This is a genomic window from Brevibacterium linens ATCC 9172 (assembly GCF_900169165.1).
In the GTDB taxonomy this organism is placed as follows: Bacteria; Actinomycetota; Actinomycetes; order Actinomycetales; family Brevibacteriaceae; genus Brevibacterium; species Brevibacterium linens.
This window is the reverse complement of sequence record NZ_FXYY01000025.1, coordinates 1-26340: the sequence shown is the minus strand read 5'-3', so window position 1 is coordinate 26340 and position 26340 is coordinate 1. Positions and strand designations below refer to the sequence as shown.

Below are 26340 nucleotides of genomic sequence, written 5' to 3'. Positions count from 1 at the left end.
GGCAGATCTCAGTCAACTGCTCTCCACCGTGTCGTCGGCATCTGTGCTGTTGTCTGTATAGACTCGTTGCCGCATCCGCTGACCATGAGTCACTTTCTGCACGTCGGCATCACTGTCGAAACTGGCACCGATGCCGCCGGCGACCACACCCATGGCTGCGCTGAGCCATGCGATATCGAGGTAGTTGTTGAACGACGCCTCTTGCTGAATCTGTTGGGTCATAAATGCCGGATCGATAACGACGAGGCCGCCTAGGAGAATGAGGACGACCAATATCGCGTAGAGAGCGACCACAGTGATCAGCAGTGTGAGGACGGTGGAAAGGTTGTAGTACATGACCACCGTGGCCAGACGTTCGTTGACCGGTCGATCCCAGAGTTTGTGACTGGCGATCAACCAGGCGACCATCACCAGGACAGCGAGCGCGCCGATCGAGAGCAGCCGGAGGGTGGACAGGTAGGTCGACATCTGCCAGATCGAACTGTAGAAGATGCCGAAAGCTCCGGTTGCCGAGGCTGCCGCGAGGGCTCCTGAGAGCTTCGGAGCCGTGCGCCAGGGTTCGTTGGCAATCGTCATCCCCATAATCAGCCGTGGGCCTCCGGTGATGGTGTGGGCATGCAGGGACTGATGGCTGGAGTCTTCGTTGTTCGACCAGTTCGACCATCCGAGCAGAAATTTGCGCGTCGTGGCTTCGGGGTCCCACGGAACCAACTTGTTCACCGAGCTCATCATGACTTTGATGATGCGGCGCTTGGTGGCCAACGCGCCGAGTGTGGGGCATGAGACGACCGCAAGGTTGCGGTCCGAGTAGACTTCGGCAATCAGAGGGTCGCCCTGGGTGTGCCGGGGGATCTCTGTGAGGATGATGTTGACGTCGGGGTAATCAGCGCGGAGATCTTCGACTGCGTCTAGAGCCAGCTCGCGCTCGGGTGTCAGATAGACCGTGTCGGTGCGAGTGTACAGCGTCGTTGTGACCCCATACGCCTCACGCAGATATCGCTCTAACGAGGAGTGGATGGAAGCCGCTCGCCTGCTGGGCAGGCCTGGGTCGGCTACGACCAGTACTTGAAGAGCCTGGGGTGAGGTGGTGAGCATAATATCCTCCGCTACTCGACCAGCGAATTGTGTAGAAGATTGTTCTGGTTCCGAAGTCTACTGAGCGAAATCACTATGGGGTAGTCCTACACGTCAGCTTCCCTGTCTGAAGCTCTATCGCCAGCTCAGCCGCGGACAACTGCTTCGGACTGGTCGGCGAGCGGTCCCTCTGAATCGAGGTGACCAAGACAGAGTGAGCAGCGACGTACGCGGTGTCGAATTCTGCTGTGTCACAATGGTCCCCATGGTCCCCGGCACTGTGCACGAACTGTCCGAGCATGATCGGTTGATCCTCGACCTTGAGAAGACTGCGCCTACTGCGACGGGGCGACACGAGTTGTGCCAGCGAATCCAACTTCCAGCAGAGAGGTACGCCATCGTGCTCGAGGGGATCGTGGATACGGACGCCGCATACGGTTACGCGCCGGACGTTGTGGAGCGGGTGAGGCGGTTGCGGGCGGAACGGTTCGCATTCGAACGCCGGCAGGGCCGATGGAAGAAGCACAGCAACTTCCCTCTATAGCCCGATAGGCCGCCATCAGATCAGCGCGGCTTCTCACCCGTCTTCATCATCAACCTCGACGACGATGGATTGATCGGCAACATCGCCCACATCCGCCTCGCGGATTGCTCCCCAGCGAGGCTCAGCCCCTTCGTAACCGTCGTCGATATGCGCTGCGGCGTCGACGAGCTGTTCGTTCCAATCCGGCCCGGGCACTTCAACGCCGGGGCGGTCACTGTCTGCCATCATTGCATCCTCCTCAATTCGTACCGAAGCGAGGTGTTCTCATCCTGGAGATCGAGAATGATTCCGATGCTAGCGAGATTCGCGCCCACGTCAACCAGCTCCCGCACACGCCGCAGACGAGCAATATCCCCGCGACTGAACCGCCGCGTCCCACCCTCACTGCGCACAGGCGTCACGAGGCCACGAGCCTCGTACTGCCGCAACGACTGCACACCGACACCAGTCAACTCCGCGACCCGCGAAATCGAGAACAAGCGCCCACCAGACTCTGAAGTCGCCATCTCCCCATCTCCCAAAATTCCTCCCGAAACAGTGTTGACATTCGCATTCTGATCGACTAAATCATATGTCTATCAGATGATGCAGATCATATCATCTGCACGAATCCACCATCCAGCAAAGGAGGTTTCACCAATGATCATGATGCGCACAGACCCATTCCGCGAAGTCGAACGCCTGAGCAGAGAAATCTTCGGAGCCACCGGCACAACGGCTCGCCCCGTAATGATGCCGATGGACGCCTGGCGCGACGGCGATACTTTCCGCGTCGAACTCGACCTGCCAGGAATCGATCCTGACAACATCGACCTTGACGTCGAGAACAACGTCGTCACCGTCAAAGCTGACCGGCCCGCCCCCGACCACGGGGAGTCCTCGGTCGCGGCAGAGCGGCCCCGCGGGACCTTCAGCCGTCAGCTCGTCCTCGGCGACAACCTCGACACCAGCAACATCACGGCGAACTACGACGCCGGTGTGCTCACACTCAGCATCCCGGTCGCGGAATCAGCGAAACCCCGCAAGATCGCCATCAACTCAGGCTCTGCTGAACCGGCAGCCATCAGCGCCTAACTACAACTGGTGGGGTGTTCCCATGCAGACGTGTGCACCAGACGTCCAGCTGGGTATCGATGCTGCGTTCTGGGCGATCATCCTCAGCGACCGCGAACTGCGCGACCTCGACACGAGTCACCACACAGATGATGAACCGCGGGTTATGACTCATTGCGAGTGCCGGGCCTTCAGGCACTCCGCACCGTGGCAGCTGTTCCGGTCGCCCGGCCTCTCAGCAACGCAGGTTATCGCCCGCCGAGTCCTCGCTTGTCAGCGCTCTCCTCCCCGGTTCAACGGCGCTGACATCTTCGATGAAAGGAGGTGAGACGTTTCCGCACCCAGGATGAGCTATACAGCCCTGTGGTCACGTCCGCAAGTCTTTCCACCAGTGTGCTCGACGCAAGATGCGCGGCAGTGACGTCACAATGACGACGAAATGATGCGGGCCCGTCCACGGCTTCCCCTTCTGGCCCCGGGTTATCCCCCGGGGCCAGACCATGTTCGGTTGAGATGAGAAACGAGGAGAACGTGTTCGTCAGCTTCTTGGAGAGACTGTTGATTGTCTGGCCCTGGCACGCTCGAGCACTCGCTCGCGCACTTATCGGCAAAACGGCCACAGTCCGCCATCACCCATGACTGAGCGATCATCGCATATGAATGCTTCCTAGCACTCGTCATGGGTTGTAGTCCTGAAGGTGAGGTCGTATCGCACGCTAGGGGCAGGCACTACGAGGAACAACAGAATGCTATGACTCACATATCGAAGTCGATTGCGAAGATGCTGCCAGCGACTGGCGACTCGTTTCCCCTCAGCGAAGAGGCGAATCTTCCCGTTCGTCGCTGAGGGGAACGACCTGTCGGCGGCCACCGCGTACAGCGAGGATCTCTGCGAGGATCGACACAGCCACCTCGGCGGGGGTGAACGTCTCCAGATGGAGACCGATCGGCGAATGCAACCGTGCCAGTGCTGGGCTCGCCACTCCCGCTTCGCGCAGGGCCGCGCGGCGGTCGCGGTCACTGCGACGCGAACCCATCGCCCCGACATAGGCCACGTCGAGGTCGAGTGCGACGGCCAGGGTGGGGATGTCGACCTTCGGATCGTGGCTGAGGACGCAGATCATGCTCCGGTCGTCGAGCTCACCGGTGGCGGCTGCCTCGACGAGGAATCGGTGCGGCCAGGCCCGAACCACCTCGGCGCCGGGATACGATGCCGGGTCGGCGAAGGCCGGACGGGGGTCGCACACGGTGATGCGCAGTCCCAAGGGTCTGGCCGCCTCGACGAGGGCGTGACCGAAGGCGTTGGCTCCGACCACGAGCAGATGGGCCGGGGTGATGCGGGTCTCGACGAACAGCTCGATCGGCTCGCGGCCGCCCTCCGGCGGAGCAAGCCGGACCCTGCCGGTGCGACCGCTGCGGATGAAGGCCCCGACACGCTGGAGGGCGGTCTCGACCACGGCGTCGGGCACCAGAGGATCGAAGCCGACAGCCAGAGCGTCGGTGCTCTGTCCGGTGCTCCCGTCCACAGCGGCGGCGGAGACAGCTGCCGCTGGGGCCCAGGCGTCGTCGGACGGCAGCCGCAGCACCACGGCGACCGGCTCGCTCTCCGCTCGCAGTCCGGAGCAGCCAGCGCGGAACGGCTGGATGAGCACGTCGATGCGACCACCGCACATGAGCCCGACGACAAAGGCATCCTCGTCGCTGTAGCCGAAGCCCTGCACCGAGGCGTCGCCGGTGGCGAGTGCGTCCTGACACGCCTCGAGCACGGCTCCTTCGACGCATCCGCCGGTGAGGGAGCCGACGATTCCGCCCGCGGCATCGACGAGCATCGAGGTGCCTGCCGGGCGCGGCACTGACCCTTCGGTTTCGATGATCGTCGCAACGGCGACGTCCTGCGGCTCCTCCGAGTCGAAGAGCCGGGTGGCAGCGGCGGAGAGAATGTCGAGCATTCGCGTCACAGCCAGGGGCGCATCGGCACGAGGGCACGTTCGGCGAGTTTCGTCAGGCGACGACGGTTGAGCCAGCCCGCTCCGAGTTCGACGCAGTGCGTGGAGTCGCTTTCGAACACCTTCTCCATCTCGGCCGCGAACGACGGGTCGATGACTTCGACATTCGTCTCGTAGTTGTATGACAGTGACAGTCGATCGATGTTCGCCGTGCCCACCGTCGACCATTCGCCGTCGACCGTGGCGACCTTCGAATGGATCATGCTCGCGGTGTAGAGCAGAACCGTGACCTTCGAATTGATCATCTGCTCGAAGAATCCCCGGGAGAGCCAATCGCCGAGGATGTGGTTCGACTGCTGGGGGACCATGACACACACGTCCACGCCACGCTCCGCCGCCTCGATCAGAGAGCGGAGCAGCTGCTGGTCGGGAATGAAATAGGGAGTCGTCAGCCAGATCCGCTCCCGCGCGCGAGCGAAGGCGTTGAGGTACGTGCTGCGGATCGGGTAGACGAGGTGGACAGGAAGGTTCGCAGAGACACGCAGCTGTGACTCCCAGGCCGCAGGCGGGACCCAGGAGATCTGCTCGTCCAAGTCGTGGAACGCGTTCCACACTTCCGCGACGGACTGTCGCAGCGCCCACGCTCCGGGCCCGATCGAGCGCAGATGGGTGTCGCGCCAATGGCGAGCGTAGAGCGATCCGATGTTGAATCCACCGACGAAGGCCACATCGTCATCGATGACGAGGATCTTCGAATGGTTGAATCCCGAATGACGCAGAGGTCCTCTCCAGAACTTACGCCTCAGAGTCGGCATCCGGAACACGTGGATGTCCTCCGAGAGCCTACGATAGAAAGAGGCCGGGACCGAAAGGTTGGCGAAGCCGTCGTAGATCAGGTGGATCTCTACGCCGCGGGCGGACGCTGCATTGAAAGCGTCGATGAATCTCTGACCCACCTCGTCGTTCTTCCAGATGAACGTCTCCATGAGGATCGACTCACGTGCGGAGTCGATCGCATCGACCATAGCGTCGTAGAGGGTGGCGCCGTCGGTGTAGATGTCGAGCTCTGACTGCTCGACCGTCGAGCTGAACGTGCCCGGCCGCGGCGCAGGGCGCGATTTCCGCCCTCGCTGTTGGATGAGGTCGATGGCCATCGAGGCAGCGACGGTCGTCGGCACTGCAGCGGCCAGGCCGGCGACCGTCCAGGGCACGGTTCGCCGCAAGCGGCTCAGGGGCCGGAGGGATGGATTTCTCAGAGCAGACATCCGCTCACTCTATCGCTCCCGGGCCCGTCCGCCTGTCTCAGGTGAAGATGCTCACTCCCCCGGGCCCGACGAGGCAGCCGACCACGATGAGCACAACACCCCACAGAATCTGCTTCCTGAAGATGGCGAAGATTCCTGAGATGACGAGGATCGCTGCGAGGATCCAGAGAATGACTGCCATGAGTACTCCTTCATTCGTTGATTGCGAAGTTTGCTTACCGGCAACCGGTTCGCCTTCGAATCGCCAATCTAACACCGCTTCGCTGACCTGGCAGGGCGGCGACGGTGCCTCAGCAGGTGGAACCGGGAACGACACTCCCGGCAAGCGAATCCGATGGAAGGGCGTGCGAACCACCCCCGTACACTGTTGCCGAAGCTGAACTGTTCTGACCGGACTTCGAGGCGAGGAGCCAGCCATGCCCCATGAGCGCTCACAGGAGGGATATCTCCGGCGGCCGGAGTTCGTCACCGACCTGCTGCAGATCGCCAAGGGCGTGATCGCCGCCACCGGCGCCTGGTGGGTCTCTGACGCCGTGCTTGACAGTCAGATGCCGTTCCTTGCTCCGTGGACGGCGCTGCTGACGGTCCACGCCACCGTCTACAGGTCGTTCTCTCGAGGGGTGCAGACGACGATCGCGTCGACGATCGGCGTGGGCGTGTCTTTCCTCATCGGCAACTACCTCGGTGTCGGTCTCTGGACTTTCGCTCTGGCGATGTTCGTCGGTCTGGCCGGTGCCCGCCTGTCGTGGATCCGCGACGAAGGAGTGGCGATCGCGACGACGGCGATCTTCATCCTCGGCTCGGGGTTCGACTCCCAGCAGCCTCTGCTCGTCGACCGTCTCCTCGAACTCGCCCTCGGGGTGGCAGTCGGCCTCGCAGTCAACCTCCTCATGATCCCGCCTCTGCGGGACCGACAGGCGGCTCGCTATATCGACAGCGTCAACCGACAGATGGGCGAAGTGCTCACAGACATGTCGGACCAGTTCTCTCGCTCCTGGGACTCGGATGCCGCCCAGGAGTGGTTCGAGCGGACTGAGTCCATGAGCCGAGAGCTCCAATCGGCGTGGCAGACCGTACGATTCGCCCGTGAGAGCCGACGCATCAATCCCCGCACAGCGATCCGTGCCAGGAGACTGCGACGCCGGGGAGACACAGCCGACTCCGCGGAGAAGGAAAGCTACGAGAACATCCTGTTCAGAGCCGACGAAGGCATCTCCCACCTGCGGAACCTCGCTCGCACTCTCCGTGAGGCCTCCTCATCCGAACGAGAATGGAACACCTGGTTCCGCGATGAGTGGGCGTCGATCGTCGCCGATGCCGGACGGTCCATCGCCGATCCCGATGCCGAGGTCGAACCGATCTTCGACCGTCTCCAACAGCTGTCGACCGATATCTCCCAAGATCGGTCGCTTCCGGAGACCACGTGGCCGATCTACGGCTCACTCATCACGAGCCTGCGCCATATCGTCGTCATCGTCGACGATGTCGCCTCGGCGCGCAGCGCACGGGAATCCGATTGATGTGCGGACGCTCTGCGAGAGTGACGAAACCGCCCGCATCCGTACTCGGCGGCGCCTGTGCCCGGCGGTTAAGGTGAGAGCGTCCGGGCGGGGCGCACGGGTGCCCTGACCTGAAAGCTGAAAGAGGCCGATCACTGAGCTGGAAGAGTTCAGTTCTCTTCGTCACTGCGGGTTTCGCGTCGCTGCCGGCGTTCGTTTTCGCGCTTGCTGTACATCGCTCGCCGAATCTCATCGTCGCTGTCGAAGTTGGAGCCGAGTGCTCCGGCCAATGTGCCCAGACAAGCCGCCAACCACGCAAGCCTCGGATAGTTGAAGAAGCTCACGGGATGCATGAGTTCGGAACCGAGCTGACCGTCGTCGACGACGACCAGTCCCAGTGCGAACAAGAAGGCGAACAGGACCAGGAACATCAGGGCCACGCTGGTGCCCACCATGATGACGGCGGTGGTGTTGTCCAGCCCGCCCTGCCATGCGTACACCGCATCGCGCCGCTTGGTCCAGAGGCGATTGCGGCAGATCAGCGGGAAGGTCAACGCGGGCCCCGCGCGCACTTCTGAGTTTCGCGATCGATCGCACGGAGTCCTCCAACGAGCTCTGACTCGTCTCCTCCTGTGTCGAGAAGATGAGCGCAACCACCAGATTGCGCGGGGCTGGTGTCTGCTCTCTACAGTTCGCGGGCCGGCCGAGGGGGGCTAGCCAGTGCTCGAAAGCTGCGTTTCAATGGGGGCATGAGAGCTATCTGGACCGGATCCATCGCCTTCGGCCTCGTGAATGTGCCCGTGAAGCTGTACTCGGCCACGGAGAACCACGACGTGCGAATGCACCAGGTCCACAAGAAGGACGGAGGTCGGATCCGCAATCAGCATCGCTGCGAGGAATGCGGGAAGACCGTCGAGTACGACGACATCGATAAGGCTTTCGACGACGGCGAGCACCGCGTGGTCCTCACCAGTGAGGACTTCGAGGCTCTTCCGGCAGAGGACAACGACGACATCGACGTCCTGCAATTCGTGCCCAGCGACGAGATCGACCCCATCATGCTCGAGAAGGCCTACTTCCTCGAGCCGACGTCGAAGACGCCGAAGGCCTACCTCCTGTTGCGTCAGACCCTCGAGGACACCGAGCGGACCGCGATCGTCAAGCTCACTCTGCGCACCCGGACGCGGCTGGCCGTGCTCCGGGTGTGCGGAAAGGTCCTTATGATCCAGACCCTGCGCTGGGCCGATGAGATCCGCGACGTCGACTTCAAGGGCGTGAACTCGAAGGCGAAGATCTCGGACAAGGAGCTCGAGATGTCGGAGAAGCTCGTCGAATCGTACTCCGAGGACTTCACCCCCGAGGAGTTCAGCGACGACTACCAGGTCGAGTTGCGCAGACTCATCGACGCGAAGATCGAATCCGGCGAGAGCCTCGATGTCGAGGAGACCTTCGACGAGGAAGACTCCGAGGAGGACACCGGAGGCGATGTCATCGACCTCATGGAGGCGCTGCGCAAATCCGTGGACAGTTCCCGCTCGTCGAAGAAGGGGACGTCGGGCAAGAAGTCGGATGCGAAGAAGACCTCGTCGAAGAAGTCGGGCGCAAAACCGAAGAAGTCGACGGCGAAGAACTCGGCCCCGAAGAAACGCACCGGATGAAGTGCAACCTCAGTCAACCTTGCAGAAACCTCTGGCCATGAACGACACGATAGGAGAAGTTCACACCATGCCGAAGACGACGAAGACAGGAAAGCCGAAGGAGAGCGAGCTGCCCTCGACCCTGGAGAAGTCGAGCAAGAAGGCGCAGCGGACCTTCGCCAAGGCCTACGACTCGGCCATCGACCAATACGGAGACGAGAAGCGCGCTCACCAGGTCGCCTACGACGCTCTCAAACACAGCTATGAGAAGGTCGGCGACAAGTGGGAGGCGAAGGACTCCTCCGGCCCGTCGGACGCTCAGAGCTCCGGTGGCAAGAACACCGACCGCAAGACCGCCGGCGGAGTCGACGCGAACTCCTCGAAGGAGCACCTCTACGAGCAGGCGAAGAAGCTGAAGATCTCGGGACGTTCGTCGATGACGAAGAAAGAACTCGTCGACGCGCTCGAGAAGGAGAGCAAGCGCAAGACGAAGCAGAACTCCTGACACCGACCCGAAGCGGCGAAAACGAAGCGGCATGGAGAGATCTTCCGGCGGCCGAACCCCGGGACTAGCGTGAGGATCTCCGTCCCGCTGTCCCAACAGACGTACAATCAGAGGTCGGAGCACCATGACAGACACGATCACCGTTCCCGAACCGCAAGGATCTGAAGCCACCCAGAGGGAGAACGCCGAGAGGGGATTCGTCGCACCCGAGTCGCTGACGAAGAACCTGCAGAACGTCCTCGTCGACTTCATCGCCCTCAGCCTGGTCGCTAAACAGGCGCACTGGAACATCGTGGGCACGAACTTCCGAGATCTCCATCTCAACCTCGACGAGGTGACGACAGTGGCCCGCAACGGCAGCGACGCACTCGCCGAACGGATGAGGGCGCTGCACGGTTCGCCCGACGGACGGCCCGCGGTCATCGCCGCGCAGACCGATCTGGCGACGTTCCCGGCCGGAGAGATCACCACTCACGATGCGATCGACCACGTCGTGGACGCGATCGAGACGACGGTCGGCAGCATGCGCAGCTGCCACGACGAGGTCGACTCCGCCGATCCGACGACCGCCGATCTGTTCCACGAATACATCGCCCAGCTCGAGCAGCAGGCCTGGTTCATCGGCGCCGAGACACGCACACCGAACTGAGCCGGCAACTCACTCACAATCGAGCCACTCACCCACAATCGAGGAGGAGAAGACGATGAGCGACCAGCTGACCTTCCAGGACCCCACCACTCGCTTTCCCGACATCACGCCGCCGAAGCAGGATCAACCCGAACCGGGCCTCGACGCGGAACTCATCCCCGGCACAGATCGCGGTGAGGACAGTTACACCGGCACAGGCAGGCTCCGCGGCCGCAGGGCACTCATCACCGGCTCTGACTCCGGCATCGGAGCCGCGGTTGCGATCGCCTTCGCCCGAGAGGGAGCCGACGTCGCCCTGTCCTATCTGCCCGCCGAGGAGGAAGACGCCCAGCACGTCTGCGAGATCATCCGAGGCGCCGGCCGCAAGGCCGTGCCTCTCCCGGGAGACCTGTCCGATCCCGAGTACTGCCGCGAAGTGGTCCGCCGGGCGGCAGAAGAGCTGGGCGGACTCGACGCTCTGGTCAACAACGCCGGCCGACAGATCGCCGTCGAAGACATCGCCGACCTCACGGACGAGCAGTGGGAGAACACGTTCAGGACGAATATCCATGCGATGTTCCGGATCTCCCAAGCCGCGCTCGAGTACCTCGAACCCGGGGCGACGATCGTCAACACGACCTCCGTCCAGGCCTACTCGCCCTCCGCCCATCTCGTCGACTATGCATCGACGAAGGCGGCGATCAACAACTTCACGAAGGGTCTGGCCACTCAGTTAGCCCCGAAGGGGATCCGGGTGAACTCCGTGGCACCGGGGCCGATCTGGACCCCGCTGCAGGTCTCCGACGGACAGCCGAAGGAGGCGCTGCCGCACTTCGGCAAGAACACTCCGCTGGGCCGGGCCGGACAGCCGACTGAGCTCGCACCTGCGTACGTCTTCCTCACCTCGTCGGAGTCGAGCTACGTGATCGGTGAGACCCTCAACGTCAACGGCGGCCAGCCCACCCCCTGATCGTCGGCTCCAGGGATGATCGTCGAAGCGGTGGGGCCCGAAGCGAGAGGAGCGCCGCATTTGCCCTTAGGCCCGGTGCTCTCCCGGTCGGCCGTTCGCGTCGTCAGCCAGCGGGCCCTGCGGGCGGTCGGCTTCGGTCATGGCAGAGAGGAACCGCAGCACGGTCTCGCGTTCCCGGCTGTTCAGGGCCGCGATCACGTCGAAGCGACGGGCATGCTGGCGACCCACCGACTCGTGCGCTGCCTGCGCGGTCTCCTCTGTCACCTCGATGCTGGTGGTGCGCCTGTCGTGGGGGTGGGGAACCCGGATCAGGTGCCCACCGGCGACGAGGCGCTCGACGAGCTTAGTCGTCGAGGCGCTGGAGATCCCCACAGCAGCAGCGATGTCCTTGGGAGTGACGATGAGCCCCTGCCGCTGTGCGCGGATGAGCAGGCGGATGGCGCGCATATCACTGTCGTTGAGCTGCATATACCGCCGCGACGCCTCGGCGAGGTCGCGTTCGGCTTCGTGCCACTTCCGCAGGGCCTCCATCAGCGCGGTGCACTCCGCGTTCTCGGATTCGGACAGGGCCGAGCGATCGGAGAACTCCGATTCATTCGAGAAGTAGGTCAGGGCAGCTGCCTTCGAGTCTGCGGACGGCACGCTGACAGCATACCGCTGACGTGTTAGATTGAACTCTCGCCTGGCTAAAGAAATTGGAGAGCGCCCTGACCGTCGAATCCCGCCTCGTCGAAGTCCTCGCCGCTGCTCGGCGACGCTCTCGAGTCCGAACTCAGCAGTACGAGCAGCTCTGGCAAGCGCTGTCGAGGATGGCGCTGGGCGGAAAGATGATCAGGCCCCGCCTGCTCATTGATGCCCATGAGGATCTCGGAGGGACGGCGACGTCGGCCGCGATCGACGCCGCCGGCGCGATGCAGCTGCTGCACATCGGCCTGATCATCCACGATGACGTCATCGACAACGACACAGTGCGTCGAGGGGAGATGAACATCACCGGTCAGTTCTCCTCCGAGGCCATGCTCCTCGGAGCCACGAGCGCCGCAGCGCAGACCTGGGGAATCTCCTCGTCCCTGCTCGCCGGTGACCTCATGCTCAACGAGGCCCAGTCCCTCCTCGCGCGCCTCGACCTCGACGCCCCGCGTCGACTCGCCGTGCTCGACATCTACGATGAGACGATCGCCGAGAGCGTCGCCGGAGAACAGTCCGACGTGTGGCTGAGCCTCCACCTCGACGAGGCCGACTCCGGTGACGTGCTCACGATGATCGGACGCAAGACCGCCGCCTACTCATTCGAAGCCCCGCTGTCCATCGCCGCGATCCTCGCCGGAAGCAACGACTGCCTGGTCGAGCGGCTGCGCGCCATCGGCCGCCGAATCGGCACCGTCTACCAGCTCAGAGACGATGTCCTCGGACTCTTCGGCGATGAGCATGAGACCGGCAAATCCGTGCTCAGCGACCTCCGCGAAGGCAAGGAGACTCTGCTCGTCAACACGGCCAGGGCCCATCCAGCTTGGTCCGAGGTTGCCCATCTCTTCGGCGACCGGGCACTTGACGCCCAGGGTGGCCTCCGGCTGCGGCAGGCCATCGAGGAGTCCGGGGCGAAGGCATACGTCGAATCGATGATCGCCGAGCACTGCGAGACCATCGCCGGGCTCATCGCCGAGGCGGAACTGCCTCAGGCGCTCGCGAGCAGACTCGCCGACCTCACCTCCGCCAGCAGTCTGAGGTGCGCATGAGCGGGGCCGATCGGCACCGTCCAAGCCGACGGGCGATGCCCTTCGACGAGCCGGCCGGTCCCCCGGTCGAGCAGGTGCCCCTCGAACACGGTCCCGACCTCTGGCGCATTCGCTCCTTCGACGCCGCCCGCCAGGTGCTGCGGGCCCGACACCTCACCACTCAGGCCGGATTCACTGCGGAGCGGATCCCCCGCGGCGTCTTCCGCCGCCACCCGATCCTCATCTCCGACGGGCAGTCCCATGACTCGCAGCGCCGAGAGCTCGCCCGCTTCTTCGCCCCCGCCGTCGTCGCCGACAGGTACGGCCAGCGCATCGATGCTCTCGCCCAGGACACGGTCGACCGGATTGCCGCGGCCGGCCGGTGCCGCCTCGACGAGGTGGCTCTGCACTTCTCCGTGGCCGTGACCTCCGAAGTCGTGGGACTGACCGAATCCTCCATCGTGGGCATGTCGCGGCGGCTCGAAGGATTCTTCACCCAGCCGCCGGTCGACCTCGCCGCCCCCGGTTGGGGGCGGACCCGGCGGCAATGGCTGCAGGCTGCGGTCAACGGCCTTGTCCCGATCGCCCGGTTCTATCTTGCCGACGTTCGTCCGGCGCTTCGCGCCCGGCGCCGCACGCAGCGCGATGACGTCTTGTCCCATCTCATCGGGGCCGGACACAGCACGTCGGACATGCTCGTCGAGTGCGTCACCTACGGCACAGCCGGGATGGTCACGACCCGCGAGTTCATCACCATGGCGTGCTGGCATCTGCTCTCAGATGACGAACTCGGGGCGGAGTACCTCGCGGCCGACCAGTCGCGGCGGCTGGAGATCCTCGAGGAGATCATCCGCCTCGAGCCGGTCGTCGGCCACCTCTACCGTCGCGCGGAGGCCGACATTGAAGTGACGGCACCGGATCGCACTGTGACGATCCCCGCCGGGGACCTCATCGACGTCTGCGTCCGCGCGACGAACACCGATGAAGAGGCGGTGGGGTCCGCCCCTCAGTCTCTGTGCCCCGTGCGGCACACCGCCGACGCCGTCCCCGCCGTCGGCATGAGCTTCAGCGACGGGGCACACAAGTGTCCGGGGCAGTCGCTGGCGCTGTTCGAGACCGATGCACTCGTCCACCGCCTCCTCGACCGCGGCCCGCGCCTGACCGCCGAACCGGAGATCGGTTGGGACAGCGTCATCTCAGGCTACCGGCTGCGTGGACTCCAGCTGGCCTTCGACGAGGGCTCCGGCCCGGAGAGGAGACTGTCGTGAGCGCCTTCGAGTATCTGCTCCTCATGGGTGCCTGCGTCCTCATCACCCTGCCGCTGGAGCTGTTCTTCCGGGCGCGGGTGTACCGCCGGTGGAGAACCGTGCTGTGGGCGCTCGTGCCCGTCATCGTCGTCTTCTGCCTCTGGGACGTCGTCGCCATCGCCCGCGACCATTGGGTGTACAACCCGCGATTCGTCACCGGCATCCACCTCGGCAACCTGCCGCTCGAGGAGCTCGTGTTCTTCATCGTCATCCCCCTGTGCGCCCTGCTCAGCTATGAGGCGGTCGGCACCGTGCTCACCGCTGTGCGCAGGCGCGTCAGGCGGGGAAGCCTGCCGCACACAGACAGTTCGCCTCGGCCCGCAAGCCGGTCCGGGCCACACGAGCGCACTGACCGGCGGCCCGAATCCGAAGGAGGCGGCGAACGATGAGTGTGCCCGAGTACACGATCATGACCGTCATCGGGATGATCCTCGTCGTCGGCCTCGAGCTGTTCGTCTTCCGCTCAGGCATCTTCGGCCGGGCGAAGTACTGGGCGGCGCTGAGCATCTGCCTGGTCTTCCAGTGCTTCGTCGACGGCTGGCTGACGAAGCTGTCTGACCCCATCGTCATCTACAATCCGCAGGGGCTGAGCGGCATCCGGTTCCCGTGGGACATCCCGATCGAGGACTTCGGCTTCGGCTTCGCCATGATCACTGCCGTCCTCATGCTCTGGCAGTGGCGACTGAACAGGCATGCTGTGGCTTCTGGAGGGGAGAGCACATGAACCGTCGAACCGCGCAATCGCGTCCCCGTGACCGGCACGCGATCCTCACCCCCTCCCACCCGGGCCGTCCGCGACTGCTGCGGCCCAAGCGAGTGACCGTCGTCGGCGGAGGCATCGCCGGACTGGCCGCGGCCACTGTCCTCGCCGAGCACGGGGCCGACGTGCACCTGGTCGAAGCTGAGTCCAGCCTCGGCGGACGGGTCCGGGCCTGGAGCCTCGACGGGGGCCGGACGATGAGCCGCGGATTCCATGCCTTCTTCCGCCAGTACTACAACCTCCGCAGCCTGCTCGCACGCACCGACCCCAGCCTCGACCGGCTGGTCCCGGTCACGGACTATCCGCTCGTGGGTCGGGACGGTCTGCGCGACTCCTTCGCCCGGATTCCGCGGACTCCCCCGCTCAGTCTCGCGGGATTCGTGCTCACCAGCCCGTCCTTCCCGCTGCGCGGTCTGGCCGACGTCGACCTGACGACGGCGTTCGAACTCATCGACGTCGACTTCCCGGACTCCTATCGACGCTACGACGGAGAGTCGGCCGAGCAGTTCCTCGACCGGCTGCGGTTCCCGGTCGGGGCGCGGCATCTCGCGCTCGAGGTCTTCGCCCGCTCGTTCTTCGCCCACCCCGCGGACTTCTCCGCCGGGGAGCTCGTCGCGATGTTCCACACATACTTCACCGGCTCCGCCGAAGGGCTGCTCTTCGACGTCCCCGACGACGACTACGACACCGCACTGTGGTCGCCCCTGAGCGAATACCTCGCCGAGGCGGGGGTGCGGATCGAGACCGATACCGCGGTCACCGCGCTCCGCCCTCCGGACAGAGCGGGCCGCACCGGGTGGCGCGTCGAGACGACGAGCGGGACGCTCGAGAGCGATGCACTCGTGCTCGCCGCCGATCCGCGGAGCACGCGGACGCTGCTGGCCGGACTCGAGGACTCGGTCGACACCGACGCGCTCGGACGCGCACCCGGCTCACCGGACGCAGGCACGGGAGCTCGCGAGCGGTGGCTGAGCAGAGTCACCTCGCAGCGGAACGCCCCGCCGTTCGCGGTGCTGAGACTGTGGCTGGAAGACGAGGTGGATCCGAGCCGCCCGGCCTTCCTCGGCACGACCGGCTATGCGCTGCTCGACAACATCTCGGTCCTCGAACGCTTCGAGGCCGGGGCCGAGAGGTGGCGGCACACGCACGGCGGCTCCGTCGTCGAGCTCCACGCCTATGCGCTCGGCACCGCGCATCGGGCCGGCGCGCGAGCGATGCTCGAGTCCGAAGACGTCGACCGGGAAACCGTAGCACGCCAACTGCTGGCCGACCTCCACGCTGTCTACCCGGAGACAGCCGACATCGCCATCACCGCCCAGGAGCTGCTCATCGCCGATGACTGCGCTCTGGCCGACACGCGGGCGTACAACGACCGTCCCGGGGTCACCACTGCGTTTCCCGGACTGGTGCTCGCCGGCGACGCCGTCGCCTGCGAAGCGCCCGTGGCGCTCATGGAACGCGCGGCAACGACGGGGTTCATGGCCGCGAACGAACTGCTCGCCGGTTGGCGGGTGGAGGGAACCGAGATCTGGTCGCCGCCTCGGCGCGGTCTGCTCCGGCGGGGCCTCCTCGGCGCACTGCGCGGACGCAGGGCAACGAGGCACAGGCGTGGAGCACCGGCCGAGGGCTGACTGCCGGTCTCGAAGCCCCCTCACCGGCTCAGGTCGGCAGCGGACCCGGGCTGGAGTCTCCGCGGAGGCGTTTGAGGACGAGCTCGGCGCTGATGAGGCACATCGGCACACCGACGCCGGGCGTCGTCGTGGCGCCGGCATAGAACAGCCCGTCGACTGCTTTCGAGGAGTTCTGCCGTCGGAACATCGCGCTCTGTCGCAGTGTGTGCGCAGGCCCGAGCATTCCGCCGAGCCAGGAGTTGAATCCTTCGGCGAAGTCCGTCGGGCCCTGGGTTCTGCGCACTCTGATCCGCCGGCGCAGGTCTGGGATGTCGGCCCACCGGGCGATCTGGTCGATCGCACGGTCGGCGGTCGTCTCGATCCGCGGGTCGCCTCCGCCGTCGTCTCCCCCGGCCCCGAGTCCCGCATCGGCGGGGACGGGGATGAGGAGGAAGAGGTTCTCGTGCCCGGTCGGAGCGACAGTGGGATCGGTGGCGCTGGGACGACAGACATAGATCGAGGCCGGTGAGGGGATCTTCTGCCTGGACCCGAAGATCGCGTCGAAATTCGCCGCCCAGTCCTCGGTGAAGAACAGCGAATGGTGCGGCAGTGCCTCGAGTTCGCCTTCGATGCCGAGGAAGACGAGCACCGCGCCGGGACCACTCGTCACCGACGTCCAGGAGCGTTCGGGGAAGCTCTGGTCCTCGGGAGAGAGCAGTCTCGTCTCCGTGTGGTGGAGGTCGGCGGCGGAGACGACGACATCGGCAGAATGCGTGTGTGCGCGTCCGTCCTTGTCGGTCCAGTTCAGGCCGGTGACTCGACGTCTGGTTCGGCCGCGCCCGGCTGGCCCGCGCTCGGCTCGACCTCGCCCTGCCGCCTCGGTGTCGATGTGCGTGACATCGGCTCCCGTGTGCAGGCGCACCCCGGAGCGTTCGGCCAACCGGACCAGGGCGTCGATGATCGTATGGAACCCGCCCATGGGGTAACTGACACCTTGGGCGAGGTCGAGCGTGCTCATGAGGTGGTAGATCGCCGGTGCCCGTCTCGGGTCGGTGCCGAGGAAGATCGCGGGGTACTGGAGGATCTGGCGCAGCACCGGATCGTTGAACGAGGCTTCCGCGAAGCCGGCCAGCGACGTCCCCATCTGCCGGACCAGTGTCGGGAGCGCGCCGAGGATGTCCCGATGGAGCAGTGACCGCGGCGAGGTGAAGGGGTTGTAGAGGAAGTGGGCGAGCGCGAGCTCCTTCGTGTGCTCGGCCGAGACGAGATAGTCGTCGAGGGCATCTCCCGTGCCTCGCTCGACGCGTTCGAAGGTCGCCCGCACCCGGGACCTGCCCTGCGGGATCGTCAGTTCTCGCGTGCGCCCCGGGCCTCCCGTGCTCTCATCGACCGGCCCCGGTGGGCTGAATACGGTGTAGCCGGGATCGAGCGTGCGGAGGTCGAGTTCGGCCTCAGCGCTGGTGCCGGCGAGAGCGAAGAAGTGTTCGAAGACCTCGGGCATGAGATACCAGGAGGGCCCGGTGTCGAAACGGAAGCCCTCACGCTCGAACACGCCGATGCGCCCACCGAGTTCGGTGTTCTTCTCGTACAGGTCGACCGAGTGCCCTTCGCGGGCGAGGAGGATAGCTGTGGCCAGCCCGGCGGCTCCCCCGCCGATGATGCCGGTGCGCGGGCTGCTGACGGCACCAGAGCCGCTCCGCCGGTTCACTTCCGACCTTCGCGGGCTGAAGTCATGACTGCGTGGGCTGTCAGTCGAGCCTTCACGGCGCTCGGGACCCGCACCCGCTGTCGGTAGAGCTCGGCGACGGGAGTAGAGGCGATCCTCTCGGTGAGCGCGGTGAAGAGCGCGCAGGCGCAGCGGACCGCGGTGCGCGCGTCCTTCGGCAGTCCGGTGATGGCATCCTGGGCGCCGTCGAGCTGCTCCCGGATCGTGTTTACCCATTCGGCTTTCTCAGCCTCGGTGAGTCGGTGTCCGGAGGTGAGGTAGCTGCGGCCGAGGCGCTGATCATCATCGGCCAGGTCGCGCAGGAAGTTGACATTCTGGAATGCCGCTCCCAGCTGCCGTGCGCCGTACTCGAGCCGGGCGACCTCGGCGGGGGTGCGGTCGAGATCGATGAGGAAGACCTTGAGGCACATGAGTCCGACGACCTCGGCGGACCCGAAGACGTACTCGGCATGTTCCTTCGCGTCGAAGCCGCGGACCGGCGACGCGGTCGCCGCCTCGGTCCTACGACCGGAACCTGTGTCCGCAGATTCCAGGTCTGCCCGCATGGAGGCGAAGAACGGGTCGATGAGCTCCGCGTCGATGCCGGCTGCGCGGGCGGTCCGGGCGAAGGCATGGATGACGAGGTTGTCACTGATGCCGTTGCGCAGCGCCGCGTGGGTGGCGGATGCGAACCGGTCCAGCATCTCCCGCTGCTCGGCCTCGTCAAACCCTGCTTCGAGGGCCAGGCCATCGACAATCTCATCGGCAATGCGGACCAGGGCGTAGATATTGCGGATATGGTGCCGGTTTCTGGCTCCGAGCAGTCTGACCGCAAGACCGAAAGAGGTCGAATAGCTCGCGATCACGGCCCTGGACGCATCCTCGGCGGTGCGCGTGTAGAGCTCATCGATGGTGCTGCTTCGCGGCGTCATGTTCGTTAGCTTAGCTAATGAAATGCCCGAGGGGCGAATCTCCCTTGCAGACCGAGGCGACGTCACTCGAGGACGAGGGCCTCGGAGGTCAACGCACTGCAATAGACGAACCCCGCGGATCTGTAAAGACCCTTCCGCACGAACTTTGCCCTCAATAGCGTGATTGCCAACACAGGAACCCCCGCGGATCCTCGAACCGATTCGGAGGATGACATCATGACTTCGCCCATCCAACTGGCCCGCAACTATGCGCGCTCCTATGAGGCATCGTCACGCAAGGACAAGGGCACGATCCTCGACACGGTCACTGAGGCCACCGGTTGGACTCGCGATCACGCGCGCCACCAGCTGCGCAGCCAGTTCCACCAGATCAGGGCCGGGGTTTCCCTCGACGCCGCCGTCGATCGCCGCCGCCTCAAACCGAAGAAGTTCTCCCCCCGCGCCCAGCGGGCTCTCGAACTGGTGTGGAAGTCGTCCGGCCGCCCCTGCGGCAAGTACCTCGAGGCGGCAATGTCCGACTGCCTCGACTCCTTGGAGAGGCACGGCCACCTCCGTGAGGGACGACACGGCTATTCGCCCTCGGTGCGAAGGGAACTGCTCGATATCTCCGCGGCGACGATCGATCGGTACCTGCGCGGAGCCAAGGCAGACGACCACGACGATTCGTGGCTGACCGGCACCGGGGCGGGGATGCGTGCTTCGCTTCCGCGCCAGCGCATGCGCTCTCTCCTCGAGCCCGAACCCGGCTACTTCCTCGTCGAACTGCTGACGATCACGACACCGACCGGCGAGGACTGCGTCACAGTGACATTCACGGACGTCGAGATCGGGTGGGTGCACACGACGACTTTCGCCCCCGGTACGCAAGTCGTCGACATGCTCGCGCAGATGGTCCGCGCGGCGCCTTTCATCGTCACCGGAGTCCTGCCGCCTCCAGCGGTTCCGGACAGCGCCATCACTACGTGGGCGGAGGAGAACCTCATCGAGATCCACTGCACGAGCGATCTCCGGCAGGGATCTCGTGTGCCCGATCGGACGTTCAGCGGCCTAGACCTACCGCTCGGCACACCGCACGACATCGATGCCGCGATCGCAAGAGTCAACGAGCTGTGGGCGGCCTTGGCCGACCGACTAAACTACTTCATGCCCGTGAAGAACCCGGTAGGTTGGCGCCCCACTCCCTCAGGCGTGCGTCGACGCGAATACGACCAGCCGCGCACACCGGTCTCCCGACTCCTCGCATCCGGCATCCTCTGTCCCGAACAGACTCGGGAAGTGCGTGAGAAGAGTCAGGGACTCGACATCGCCGGGCTCACCGCACGCATCGCAGAGCTGAAGTCGACTCTGCACTGAAGGTACAGTTCACCGCGGGGCCCGGCGGGCAACGATGGAAAACCACCGTCGGGAACCATTGGCGAGCCCTGACGCGGACGAATACTGAAGACAGAGACAGCAAGCCCAGGGTCGGCACCTGAGACACCATTGGAGCGGCGTCTCCGATGGACGGGACCTCAGCAGTATCGACCGATGACATACCCCGCGACGCGGCTGCTGCTCCCGTGCCCACCGTTACCGATGACGAACGGCATCGACTGACGGCGCAGATCGGTTAGCGGGGTGTTTCGACTCCATCCGCGAGCATCGCATCGTCCGGGTCCCGGATCTCACCGAACCCACTCCCTGGCCCCGGTTCGCCTCCAGCGCAGTCACGGAGGGGGTGGGGAGCATGCTCGGCTTTCAGCTCTTCCGCGAGGCCGAGGGCCTCGGCGCGCTCAACTTGTACTCGAAGACGCCCCGCCCCTTCGACCAGGAATCGGAGGACATCGGACGCGGGGTGGCCGCCTATGCCTCTCTGGCTCTGGCGAATGCGCAGAAGCAGGGTCAGCTCTACGAAGCAAAGGCCTCGCGGGATCTCATCGGCCAGGACAAGGGAATTCACCTGGAACGGGACAAGATCAGCGGACACGGGGCGTTCCTGCTGCTCACGAAGGTGAGCTCGAAGTCGAACACGAAGCTGCGTGAGGTCGCCGAGGGCTTTGTCGGCACCGGTGTGCGGCCGAGCACGATCACCGACTGATCGGCCACGTCCGTCTTCTCACTTTCTTCGACCTACCACTTGTTGTCCCGTGCGGCACTGGGTTAATCTGAGAATCGGTCAAGCAGATGGCTCCGTCCTGGACTCAAGGGGACAACTGTGTACACGTTGCTCAATAACAGCGAAGCTTCCAAGTTCGATCTCTACCTCCCCGGAGAGCTCGTCGCCTCCCTTCACTACACGATCACAGCGGACGAGATCATGTTCGTCTACTGCGAAGCCATCGAGCCACTCGATTCGGAACGGCATTGCCGCGAACTCATGCGTCTGGCTCTCGAAGACTCACTGAATCGCCGGATCCCCATCACCGTCTCGTGTCCGATCGCGCGCAAGCATATCGACAACGACCCGGTCATCGGTGCCCATATGCAGACTCTGCCCAAGAACGTGGGGCATAAGCACGAGAACTCCGTCGAATAGGGCAGCGACCGCATCTGTCACACCTCTTGCGCCTCGGCATCGGTCTCGACATCCTGGGGCGACGAGAAACATCGTGCTCGTCGATCTCAGCGGTGAGGAAATTCTGAAGAAGGGCGCCAACAGAAGATCAGCTGTCCGCCGTCGCCGGCAACGACAACCTCCGAGACGTCGCCGGACACGACTTCAGCGCGAAGGACCTGCGCATGTGGCGGGCGACCGTCGTCGCCGCTCACGAGCTGCCATGGGCCGAGGCGCGGTTCGTGCCCGCCGATGTGCTGTCGTCATCTTCATCGTCTCCTCGTGTCAGTGTGCGTGTCGTCGGCTCCCCCGCAGCGGGAACGGCCGGATGACCCACTCTCCGGGTGCGGGACGCTCATCATGCTGAGTGCTCCCGAGCACTGTTCAGGGGGCCGCCGCCCCCGGCGGGTGCCTCAGACACCGTTGCCGTTCCGTGCCGCAGATTGAGCCGGAGTCTTGGTCGGGGCGCTGCGCAACCCCTCAGCGGCGATGAAATGTGAGTCTCGTACAGCCGCTGACATCGGCGCTGCACTTTGTCACGCTGTCAGTTCAGCCACCACCGACGATAAGGAAACAGCGGATGACACAGGCAGGTGCGATCGACGAACTGAACAGCCCTGCACCGCTCACTGCGCCGGAGCGCGGGCTAGCGCCTCGAGCGAGACCGGCCGCGGATGCGACAGCAGATGTGGGACCTCACTGAAATACCTGCGTAGAGGCTCCTTCGGCAGGTGCAGGAGTTGTGCGCTCGCGGCGATTTAGAAGCGGCAGACCGATCGCCGACAGCCCCTAGCCCTGCTCGAGAAGCAGAGCATACACTTCGGGAAGATTCGAGACCAGCGACCAGCGTGAGCAGGGAGCGCTGGGCCCGGATCGCTGGCACACTGGGCAGGACGAACCTCCTGCCGCGAAAGTCACGAGGCGAATCAGCAGACGTATGGACGATCAGAACCCGAAGCGCATCGACACCCACTCCGGTTACTCGTTCTCAGACGAGCGCGCGATCATCAGGCGGAGGCAGCTCACGGAGGCCGTTGATTTCTGGAACATATCGGTTGCCGGAGCGTGGCTGCACTATATCAGTCTTGGCGGTGAACTCACCGAATACGAGCTCGATGCCTATCTCCACGAGGCTTACTTCCTGGAGCCCTATCAGCACGACGTTCTGGCCGAGGCCGTCAATGAACTCATCGATATGCTTCCTCCGCCTCCGCGAGCCCCGCTGACCGACGAACCCGGTCTATGATCGGTCACCTCGGTATTCCAGCCTCCCGCGGCGGTTGCGATGGACGGCTCCCTGCCGAACTGCTTCACGCACCGCCGCACGGAAGCGTCCTGGGCCCCATCGTCGAGCCCCGATCGCACGGTAGAGTTCGACCTCACCGACAGGTTCCATGTCGCGGACGTAATCGATGATGCCGGTTACCTCGTTGGCCGAGACCTCGGGCGGAACGTCGCGGGAGGACACCGAAGGCCACGGCGCATAGACGCCGGCCGATCCCGGGCCTAGACGCAGACGCTCCCTTCGGCTTCCCGCCTCGGGGCCCGCCGACGATTCGGCTGCGGCGGCGGAGCCCGCCCGGTCACTGCGCTCGGTCCGCTCAGAGCCGCTTTCCGCAGCGCTTTCGGCACGCTCGGCGTCCTCGGCCGTCAGCGGGCGAGCGATGTCTTCGAGGTCGGCGCCTTCCGCTTTGACGCCGAAGAGCAGCTCGGCCACCCCGCCGAGCGCCATGACCGCGGCCCCGATGCAGAACGCCCAGGCCACTTGGGAGCGGTCACCGGACTCGATCATCCCGCCGAAGAGCATCGGACCGGCGATGCCTCCGGCGGCCGTACCGACGGCGTAGAAGAACGCGATGGCCAGTGCTCGAGTCTCCATCGGGAAGATCTCGCTGACCGTGAGATAGGCTGCGCTGGCACCGGACGACGCGAGGAAGAAGCACACGACGAGGATCAGGAGAAAGAGCCATTCGCCGCCGACTTCACCATTGAAGACGAAGGCGAGGACGACTGCGACGACCGCCGATCCGAGGTAGCTGAACGAGATCATCGGCTTCCGACCGATCGTGTCGAAGAGCCTGCCGAGGACGACGGGGCCGGCGAAGTTGCTCAGCGACCACAGAATGATGAAGATCGGCACCGAGGCTGCGGCGACTCCGTAGAAACCGCTGAAGATCGTACCGAGGTTGAAGGTGATGCCGTTGTAGAGGAACGCCTGACCGACGAAGAGGACGAGGCAGAGGATCGCGCGTTTGGGATAGATCGTGAAAGCGACCTTCATGATCTCGATGAACGAGATCGTCTTCCGCTGCCGGACGGTGATGGTCTTCTTCGGCGACGGCAGAGTCTGTGAGGTCTCCGCTTCGATGCCGTCTTCGATCTCGCCGACGATGCGTTCGGCCTCGTCGTTCCGACCGTGGATGAACAGCCACCTCGGACTCTCTGGAACGTTCTTGCGCACGACGAAGACGAAGATCGCCAGCAGCATGCCGACGGCGAAGGCCAGGCGCCAGCCGATCATCTTCGGCAGGATATCGGTGTTGAGGAAGAGCAGGGTCGTTGCCGCACCGCCGGCGGCACCGAGCCAGTAGGAGCCGTTGATGATGAGGTCGATGCGGCCCCGCATGCGGGCGGGGATGAGTTCGTCGATGGCCGAGTTGACGGCCGCGTATTCCCCGCCGATGCCGGCACCGGTGAGAAAGCGGACGAGGAAGAAGTACCAGGCGGAGAACGAGAATGCCGTGGCGACGGTGGCGACGAGATAGAGCACGAGAGTGATGAGGAAGAGCTTGCGGCGACCGAATCGGTCGGTGAGCTGACCGAAGACGATCGCACCGACGCAGGCGCCGAGGACGTAGATTGCTCCGGCCGTGCCGATCTGCCCTGCAGTCATGTCGATGCCGCTGCCCTCTTCGGTCATCCGAGCCGCGACGTTGCCGACCATCGTGACCTCGAGACCATCGAGGATCCATACACTGCCGAGCCCGACGACGACCATCCAGTGGAACCGGGCCCACGGCAGCCGATCCAACCGTGCCGGCACGTCGGTCTTGACCGTCCCGAGTTCAACTTTCTCACTCATCACACGCCTCCTGGACGACGCCACTCGATTGCCAGGCAGTCTAAGCACACTCCGCCGGGCCGACTAGGCATGGTGCGAAGGCCTGAAGGAGAGTACTCTGCGCCCGCAGCGCACGGTGGCGGTGAGCTGTAGGGTCGCGAGCCGGCGCGGCCACGGCTCAGCGTCGCCGGCCTCTGTGAGGTTCTTCCCGGAGACTCAGTTCACGAGATCCTGGTCACGAGGTCACCCGGTGTGTGGTCCCAGTCTTCGGCGAGGATCTCCCGCGCATCGTCGAGACGGTCCTCCATATTCACCATGAGGACTCCGCGCACGCGTCCGTCCTCGCCGAGGTAGTACACCACTCCATCCGTATGGGGCTTCTTCCAGTCTTCGACGGTGCGCAGCGCCGGATCGAGCTCGCCGACCGCCTGGTATCCGAAGTCGAAGACGTTCGTGTAGAAGTACGGTGTATGGGTGTAGGGTTCGTCCGCGCCGGCCATGATTCGCCCGACGGCCCTGCCCATCTGGGTGGCGTTGTCAACGTGTTCGACACGTTGTCGTCCGAGGATCCTGTCGGGATAGCGAGCAACGTCTCCGGCTGCGAAGACGTCCGGCTTTGAGGTCCGCAGCGACTGGTCGACGATGATCCCGTCGTCCGTGTCCAGCCCCGCCTCCTCTGCGAGCTGGGTCGCAGGTTCGATGCCGAGGCCGACGACCACGGCGTCGAACTCATGGGACTCGCCGTCGCAGTCGAGCACCACTCGATCGCCGTCGGCGTGCCCACCCGAGGCCTTCGTGCCCGGCACGAGAGTCACTCCGTGGCTGCGATAGAGTTCGTGGAACTGTTTGGCGAGGTCCGGCGGGAAGATGGACCCGCCGAGGGTGTCGTCGTCGAAGATCAGAGTCGTTCGGGTCTTGTTCTGCACCAGGGCGGCGGCGAGTTCGGTGCCGATGAAACCGCCGCCGATGACTGCGATGCTCAGGTTCTGGCCCGACAGATCCCGCAGACGGCGGTAGTCGTTGAACTCGCGGAAGCAGATGACCCGTTCGCCTTCGTCCAGATCGATGCCCTTCGGTCTCCCGCCGGTGACGAAGAGCAGCTTGTCATAGGTGAAGTCGCCGTGGGTTGTCCTCACGGATTTCGCTTCGACGTCGACGGCGGTCGCCTCCGTGCGGAGGCTGATCCGGGCTCCGGTCGCCTCGGCGGTGTCGAAGTAGTTGTCGCTCTCGTCGAAACTCTCGTCGGTCCACAGTCGCTTGCTCAGCGCGGGACGCGTATAGGGCTCGTCGACGTCATCGCTGATGATGGCGATCGAACCCTCCTCGTCGATTTCCCGTATCCCCTGGGCCGCGGAGTCAGCGGCCATGCCGCCGCCGATGATCACATATCGGAACTCAGCCATGTCGGATGCTCCTCTTCCTGTCGTCTCTGCTGTGCCTGTATTCGGTGTTCGGGACGCTCTGGCGCACTAGGGCATGTCTCCTTTATTGGCGGAGCCATGTCAGGATCGCGCTGATCACGACGGCCGCTCGATAGGTGATGGCGAGCTTGTCGTATCTCGTCGCTAACCCCCGCCATTGCTTGACGTAGGCAAA

29 protein-coding genes and 1 pseudogene are annotated in these 26340 nt (G+C 64.5%); 17 read left to right on the top strand and 13 right to left on the bottom strand.

What is annotated here, in order from left to right; genetic code table 11:
- Positions 1–12 precede the first annotated feature (12 nt).
- Complete coding sequence (locus BLIN9172_RS14925; RefSeq protein WP_240812170.1) at positions 13–1095, bottom strand: hypothetical protein; 1083 nt, start codon at positions 1093–1095, stop codon at positions 13–15.
- A gap of 235 nt (positions 1096–1330) precedes the next feature.
- On the opposite strand from BLIN9172_RS14925, the gene BLIN9172_RS14920 reads away from it, so the two are divergent.
- Entirely contained in the window at positions 1331–1618 is a 288-nt protein-coding gene (locus tag BLIN9172_RS14920; protein ID WP_308297976.1) for a DUF3263 domain-containing protein, read from the top strand.
- A gap of 33 nt (positions 1619–1651) precedes the next feature.
- On the opposite strand, the gene BLIN9172_RS14915 is transcribed toward BLIN9172_RS14920, so the two are convergent.
- Positions 1652–1843: a hypothetical protein gene (locus BLIN9172_RS14915; RefSeq protein ID WP_219618596.1), complete on the bottom strand. Its 192-nt coding sequence runs from the start codon at positions 1841–1843 to the stop codon at positions 1652–1654.
- Positions 1843–2124, bottom strand: a complete 282-nt coding sequence (locus tag BLIN9172_RS14910; RefSeq protein WP_101555741.1) for a MerR family transcriptional regulator — start codon at positions 2122–2124, stop codon at positions 1843–1845. The genes BLIN9172_RS14915 and BLIN9172_RS14910 overlap by 1 nt, the downstream gene beginning before the upstream one ends.
- 136 nt (positions 2125–2260) lie before the next feature.
- Between BLIN9172_RS14910 and BLIN9172_RS14905 the strand changes: the two genes are divergently transcribed.
- Positions 2261–2692, top strand: coding sequence for an Hsp20/alpha crystallin family protein (locus BLIN9172_RS14905; RefSeq protein ID WP_101555761.1), 432 nt, complete (start codon positions 2261–2263; stop codon positions 2690–2692).
- Positions 2693–3483: 791 nt separating this feature from the next.
- Here BLIN9172_RS14905 and BLIN9172_RS14895 read toward each other — a convergent pair.
- The 3 genes from BLIN9172_RS14895 to BLIN9172_RS18210 are packed head-to-tail and all read right to left on the bottom strand — an operon-like array spanning position 3484 to position 6063.
- Positions 3484–4620, bottom strand: a complete 1137-nt coding sequence (locus tag BLIN9172_RS14895; protein WP_101555739.1) for an XdhC family protein — start codon at positions 4618–4620, stop codon at positions 3484–3486.
- 5 nt (positions 4621–4625) lie between these two features.
- The gene (locus tag BLIN9172_RS14890; RefSeq protein ID WP_101555738.1) at positions 4626–5882 is read right to left on the bottom strand and encodes a phospholipase D-like domain-containing protein; all 1257 of its coding nucleotides are present in this window, start codon (positions 5880–5882) and stop codon (positions 4626–4628) included.
- A 37-nt stretch (positions 5883–5919) separates the two neighbouring features.
- Positions 5920–6063, bottom strand: a complete 144-nt coding sequence (locus tag BLIN9172_RS18210) for a GPGG-motif small membrane protein (protein WP_164742832.1) — start codon at positions 6061–6063, stop codon at positions 5920–5922.
- 235 nt (positions 6064–6298) lie between these two features.
- Between BLIN9172_RS18210 and BLIN9172_RS14885 the strand changes: the two genes are divergently transcribed.
- The gene (locus BLIN9172_RS14885; RefSeq protein WP_101555737.1) at positions 6299–7402 is read left to right on the top strand and encodes an FUSC family protein; all 1104 of its coding nucleotides are present in this window, start codon (positions 6299–6301) and stop codon (positions 7400–7402) included.
- 149 nt (positions 7403–7551) lie between these two features.
- Here BLIN9172_RS14885 and BLIN9172_RS14880 read toward each other — a convergent pair whose 3' ends face one another.
- Positions 7552–7935 (bottom strand): hypothetical protein, encoded by a 384-nt coding sequence (locus tag BLIN9172_RS14880; protein WP_101555736.1) that lies wholly within the window; start codon positions 7933–7935, stop codon positions 7552–7554.
- Positions 7936–8130: 195 nt separating this feature from the next.
- Between BLIN9172_RS14880 and ku the strand changes: the two genes are divergently transcribed.
- The 4 genes from ku to BLIN9172_RS14860 all read left to right on the top strand — a co-directional run bounded on the left by ku (position 8131) and on the right by BLIN9172_RS14860 (position 11121).
- The gene (gene ku / locus BLIN9172_RS14875; protein WP_039206905.1) at positions 8131–9039 is read left to right on the top strand and encodes a non-homologous end joining protein Ku; all 909 of its coding nucleotides are present in this window, start codon (positions 8131–8133) and stop codon (positions 9037–9039) included.
- Positions 9040–9076: 37 nt separating this feature from the next.
- On the top strand, positions 9077–9523 hold the full coding sequence (locus tag BLIN9172_RS14870; protein WP_308297804.1) for a ChaB family protein: 447 nt from the start codon (positions 9077–9079) through the stop codon (positions 9521–9523).
- Positions 9524–9647: 124 nt separating this feature from the next.
- Entirely contained in the window at positions 9648–10172 is a 525-nt protein-coding gene (locus BLIN9172_RS14865; RefSeq protein WP_039206902.1) for a Dps family protein, read from the top strand.
- 55 nt (positions 10173–10227) lie between these two features.
- Complete coding sequence (locus BLIN9172_RS14860; protein ID WP_101555735.1) at positions 10228–11121, top strand: SDR family oxidoreductase; 894 nt, start codon at positions 10228–10230, stop codon at positions 11119–11121.
- A gap of 66 nt (positions 11122–11187) precedes the next feature.
- Here the strand turns inward: BLIN9172_RS14860 and BLIN9172_RS14855 are convergent, their stop codons facing one another.
- Positions 11188–11763, bottom strand: coding sequence for a MarR family winged helix-turn-helix transcriptional regulator (locus BLIN9172_RS14855; RefSeq protein ID WP_240812171.1), 576 nt, complete (start codon positions 11761–11763; stop codon positions 11188–11190).
- A 53-nt stretch (positions 11764–11816) separates the two neighbouring features.
- Here BLIN9172_RS14855 and BLIN9172_RS14850 point away from each other — a divergent pair, with 53 nt between their 5' ends.
- The 5 genes from BLIN9172_RS14850 to BLIN9172_RS14830 are packed head-to-tail and all read left to right on the top strand — an operon-like array spanning position 11817 to position 16534.
- A complete protein-coding gene (locus BLIN9172_RS14850) occupies positions 11817–12857 on the top strand; it encodes a polyprenyl synthetase family protein (protein ID WP_101555734.1) in 1041 nt (346 codons plus the stop codon).
- Positions 12854–14104 carry a cytochrome P450 gene (locus BLIN9172_RS14845; RefSeq protein ID WP_240812172.1) on the top strand — a complete coding sequence of 417 codons (1251 nt, stop codon included), beginning with the start codon at positions 12854–12856 and terminating at the stop codon, positions 14102–14104. Before BLIN9172_RS14850 ends, BLIN9172_RS14845 begins: the two co-directional genes overlap by 4 nt.
- Positions 14101–14532 carry a lycopene cyclase domain-containing protein gene (locus tag BLIN9172_RS14840; protein WP_101555733.1) on the top strand — a complete coding sequence of 144 codons (432 nt, stop codon included), beginning with the start codon at positions 14101–14103 and terminating at the stop codon, positions 14530–14532. Before BLIN9172_RS14845 ends, BLIN9172_RS14840 begins: the two co-directional genes overlap by 4 nt.
- On the top strand, positions 14529–14867 hold the full coding sequence (locus tag BLIN9172_RS14835; RefSeq protein ID WP_101555732.1) for a lycopene cyclase domain-containing protein: 339 nt from the start codon (positions 14529–14531) through the stop codon (positions 14865–14867). The genes BLIN9172_RS14840 and BLIN9172_RS14835 overlap by 4 nt, the downstream gene beginning before the upstream one ends.
- Positions 14864–16534, top strand: coding sequence for an FAD-dependent oxidoreductase (locus tag BLIN9172_RS14830; RefSeq protein WP_101555731.1), 1671 nt, complete (start codon positions 14864–14866; stop codon positions 16532–16534). The genes BLIN9172_RS14835 and BLIN9172_RS14830 overlap by 4 nt, the downstream gene beginning before the upstream one ends.
- A gap of 28 nt (positions 16535–16562) precedes the next feature.
- Here the strand turns inward: BLIN9172_RS14830 and crtI are convergent, their stop codons facing one another.
- Positions 16563–18221 carry a phytoene desaturase family protein gene (gene crtI / locus BLIN9172_RS14825; RefSeq protein WP_240812173.1) on the bottom strand — a complete coding sequence of 553 codons (1659 nt, stop codon included), beginning with the start codon at positions 18219–18221 and terminating at the stop codon, positions 16563–16565.
- Positions 18218–19150, bottom strand: coding sequence for a phytoene/squalene synthase family protein (locus tag BLIN9172_RS18640; RefSeq protein ID WP_101595567.1), 933 nt, complete (start codon positions 19148–19150; stop codon positions 18218–18220). Before BLIN9172_RS18640 ends, crtI begins: the two co-directional genes overlap by 4 nt.
- 216 nt (positions 19151–19366) lie before the next feature.
- On the opposite strand from BLIN9172_RS18640, the gene BLIN9172_RS14815 reads away from it, so the two are divergent.
- From BLIN9172_RS14815 to BLIN9172_RS14800, 5 genes are all read left to right on the top strand, one after another.
- Positions 19367–20503, top strand: a complete 1137-nt coding sequence (locus BLIN9172_RS14815) for a hypothetical protein (protein ID WP_101555728.1) — start codon at positions 19367–19369, stop codon at positions 20501–20503.
- Between the two features lie 277 nt (positions 20504–20780).
- Positions 20781–21227, top strand: a complete 447-nt coding sequence (locus BLIN9172_RS14810) for a GAF and ANTAR domain-containing protein (protein ID WP_257904175.1) — start codon at positions 20781–20783, stop codon at positions 21225–21227.
- Between the two features lie 117 nt (positions 21228–21344).
- Positions 21345–21665: a hypothetical protein gene (locus tag BLIN9172_RS14805; protein WP_101555726.1), complete on the top strand. Its 321-nt coding sequence runs from the start codon at positions 21345–21347 to the stop codon at positions 21663–21665.
- Positions 21666–21868: 203 nt separating this feature from the next.
- Positions 21869–22015 carry a hypothetical protein gene (locus BLIN9172_RS18205; protein WP_164742834.1) on the top strand — a complete coding sequence of 49 codons (147 nt, stop codon included), beginning with the start codon at positions 21869–21871 and terminating at the stop codon, positions 22013–22015.
- Between the two features lie 605 nt (positions 22016–22620).
- Positions 22621–22929: a hypothetical protein gene (locus BLIN9172_RS14800; RefSeq protein ID WP_101555725.1), complete on the top strand. Its 309-nt coding sequence runs from the start codon at positions 22621–22623 to the stop codon at positions 22927–22929.
- On the opposite strand, the gene BLIN9172_RS14795 is transcribed toward BLIN9172_RS14800, so the two are convergent.
- From BLIN9172_RS14795 to BLIN9172_RS18635, 3 genes and pseudogenes are all read right to left on the bottom strand, one after another.
- The gene (locus tag BLIN9172_RS14795; protein WP_101555724.1) at positions 22924–24765 is read right to left on the bottom strand and encodes an MFS transporter; all 1842 of its coding nucleotides are present in this window, start codon (positions 24763–24765) and stop codon (positions 22924–22926) included. The genes BLIN9172_RS14800 and BLIN9172_RS14795 overlap by 6 nt on opposite strands.
- A 200-nt stretch (positions 24766–24965) precedes the next feature.
- The gene (locus BLIN9172_RS14790; protein ID WP_101555723.1) at positions 24966–26147 is read right to left on the bottom strand and encodes an NAD(P)/FAD-dependent oxidoreductase; all 1182 of its coding nucleotides are present in this window, start codon (positions 26145–26147) and stop codon (positions 24966–24968) included.
- A gap of 82 nt (positions 26148–26229) precedes the next feature.
- A pseudogene (locus BLIN9172_RS18635) lies at positions 26230–26340 on the bottom strand (IS5/IS1182 family transposase); the annotation flags it as partial.

Coding starts and splice junctions, on each gene's coding strand:
- BLIN9172_RS14925 (WP_240812170.1), bottom strand. CDS start 1,095: ATGCTCACCACCTCACCCCAGGCTCTTCAAGTACTGGTCGTAGCCGAC.
- BLIN9172_RS14920 (WP_308297976.1), top strand. CDS start 1,331: ATGGTCCCCATGGTCCCCGGCACTGTGCACGAACTGTCCGAGCATGAT.
- BLIN9172_RS14915 (WP_219618596.1), bottom strand. CDS start 1,843: ATGGCAGACAGTGACCGCCCCGGCGTTGAAGTGCCCGGGCCGGATTGG.
- BLIN9172_RS14910 (WP_101555741.1), bottom strand. CDS start 2,124: ATGGCGACTTCAGAGTCTGGTGGGCGCTTGTTCTCGATTTCGCGGGTC.
- BLIN9172_RS14895 (WP_101555739.1), bottom strand. CDS start 4,620: ATGCTCGACATTCTCTCCGCCGCTGCCACCCGGCTCTTCGACTCGGAG.
- BLIN9172_RS14890 (WP_101555738.1), bottom strand. CDS start 5,882: ATGTCTGCTCTGAGAAATCCATCCCTCCGGCCCCTGAGCCGCTTGCGG.
- BLIN9172_RS18210 (WP_164742832.1), bottom strand. CDS start 6,063: ATGGCAGTCATTCTCTGGATCCTCGCAGCGATCCTCGTCATCTCAGGA.
- BLIN9172_RS14885 (WP_101555737.1), top strand. CDS start 6,299: ATGCCCCATGAGCGCTCACAGGAGGGATATCTCCGGCGGCCGGAGTTC.
- ku (WP_039206905.1), top strand. CDS start 8,131: ATGAGAGCTATCTGGACCGGATCCATCGCCTTCGGCCTCGTGAATGTG.
- BLIN9172_RS14870 (WP_308297804.1), top strand. CDS start 9,077: ATGAACGACACGATAGGAGAAGTTCACACCATGCCGAAGACGACGAAG.
- BLIN9172_RS14865 (WP_039206902.1), top strand. CDS start 9,648: ATGACAGACACGATCACCGTTCCCGAACCGCAAGGATCTGAAGCCACC.
- BLIN9172_RS14860 (WP_101555735.1), top strand. CDS start 10,228: ATGAGCGACCAGCTGACCTTCCAGGACCCCACCACTCGCTTTCCCGAC.
- BLIN9172_RS14845 (WP_240812172.1), top strand. CDS start 12,854: ATGAGCGGGGCCGATCGGCACCGTCCAAGCCGACGGGCGATGCCCTTC.
- BLIN9172_RS14835 (WP_101555732.1), top strand. CDS start 14,529: ATGAGTGTGCCCGAGTACACGATCATGACCGTCATCGGGATGATCCTC.
- BLIN9172_RS14830 (WP_101555731.1), top strand. CDS start 14,864: ATGAACCGTCGAACCGCGCAATCGCGTCCCCGTGACCGGCACGCGATC.
- BLIN9172_RS18640 (WP_101595567.1), bottom strand. CDS start 19,150: ATGACGCCGCGAAGCAGCACCATCGATGAGCTCTACACGCGCACCGCC.
- BLIN9172_RS14815 (WP_101555728.1), top strand. CDS start 19,367: ATGACTTCGCCCATCCAACTGGCCCGCAACTATGCGCGCTCCTATGAG.
- BLIN9172_RS18205 (WP_164742834.1), top strand. CDS start 21,869: ATGTGGCGGGCGACCGTCGTCGCCGCTCACGAGCTGCCATGGGCCGAG.
- BLIN9172_RS14800 (WP_101555725.1), top strand. CDS start 22,621: ATGGACGATCAGAACCCGAAGCGCATCGACACCCACTCCGGTTACTCG.
- BLIN9172_RS14795 (WP_101555724.1), bottom strand. CDS start 24,765: ATGAGTGAGAAAGTTGAACTCGGGACGGTCAAGACCGACGTGCCGGCA.
- BLIN9172_RS14790 (WP_101555723.1), bottom strand. CDS start 26,147: ATGGCTGAGTTCCGATATGTGATCATCGGCGGCGGCATGGCCGCTGAC.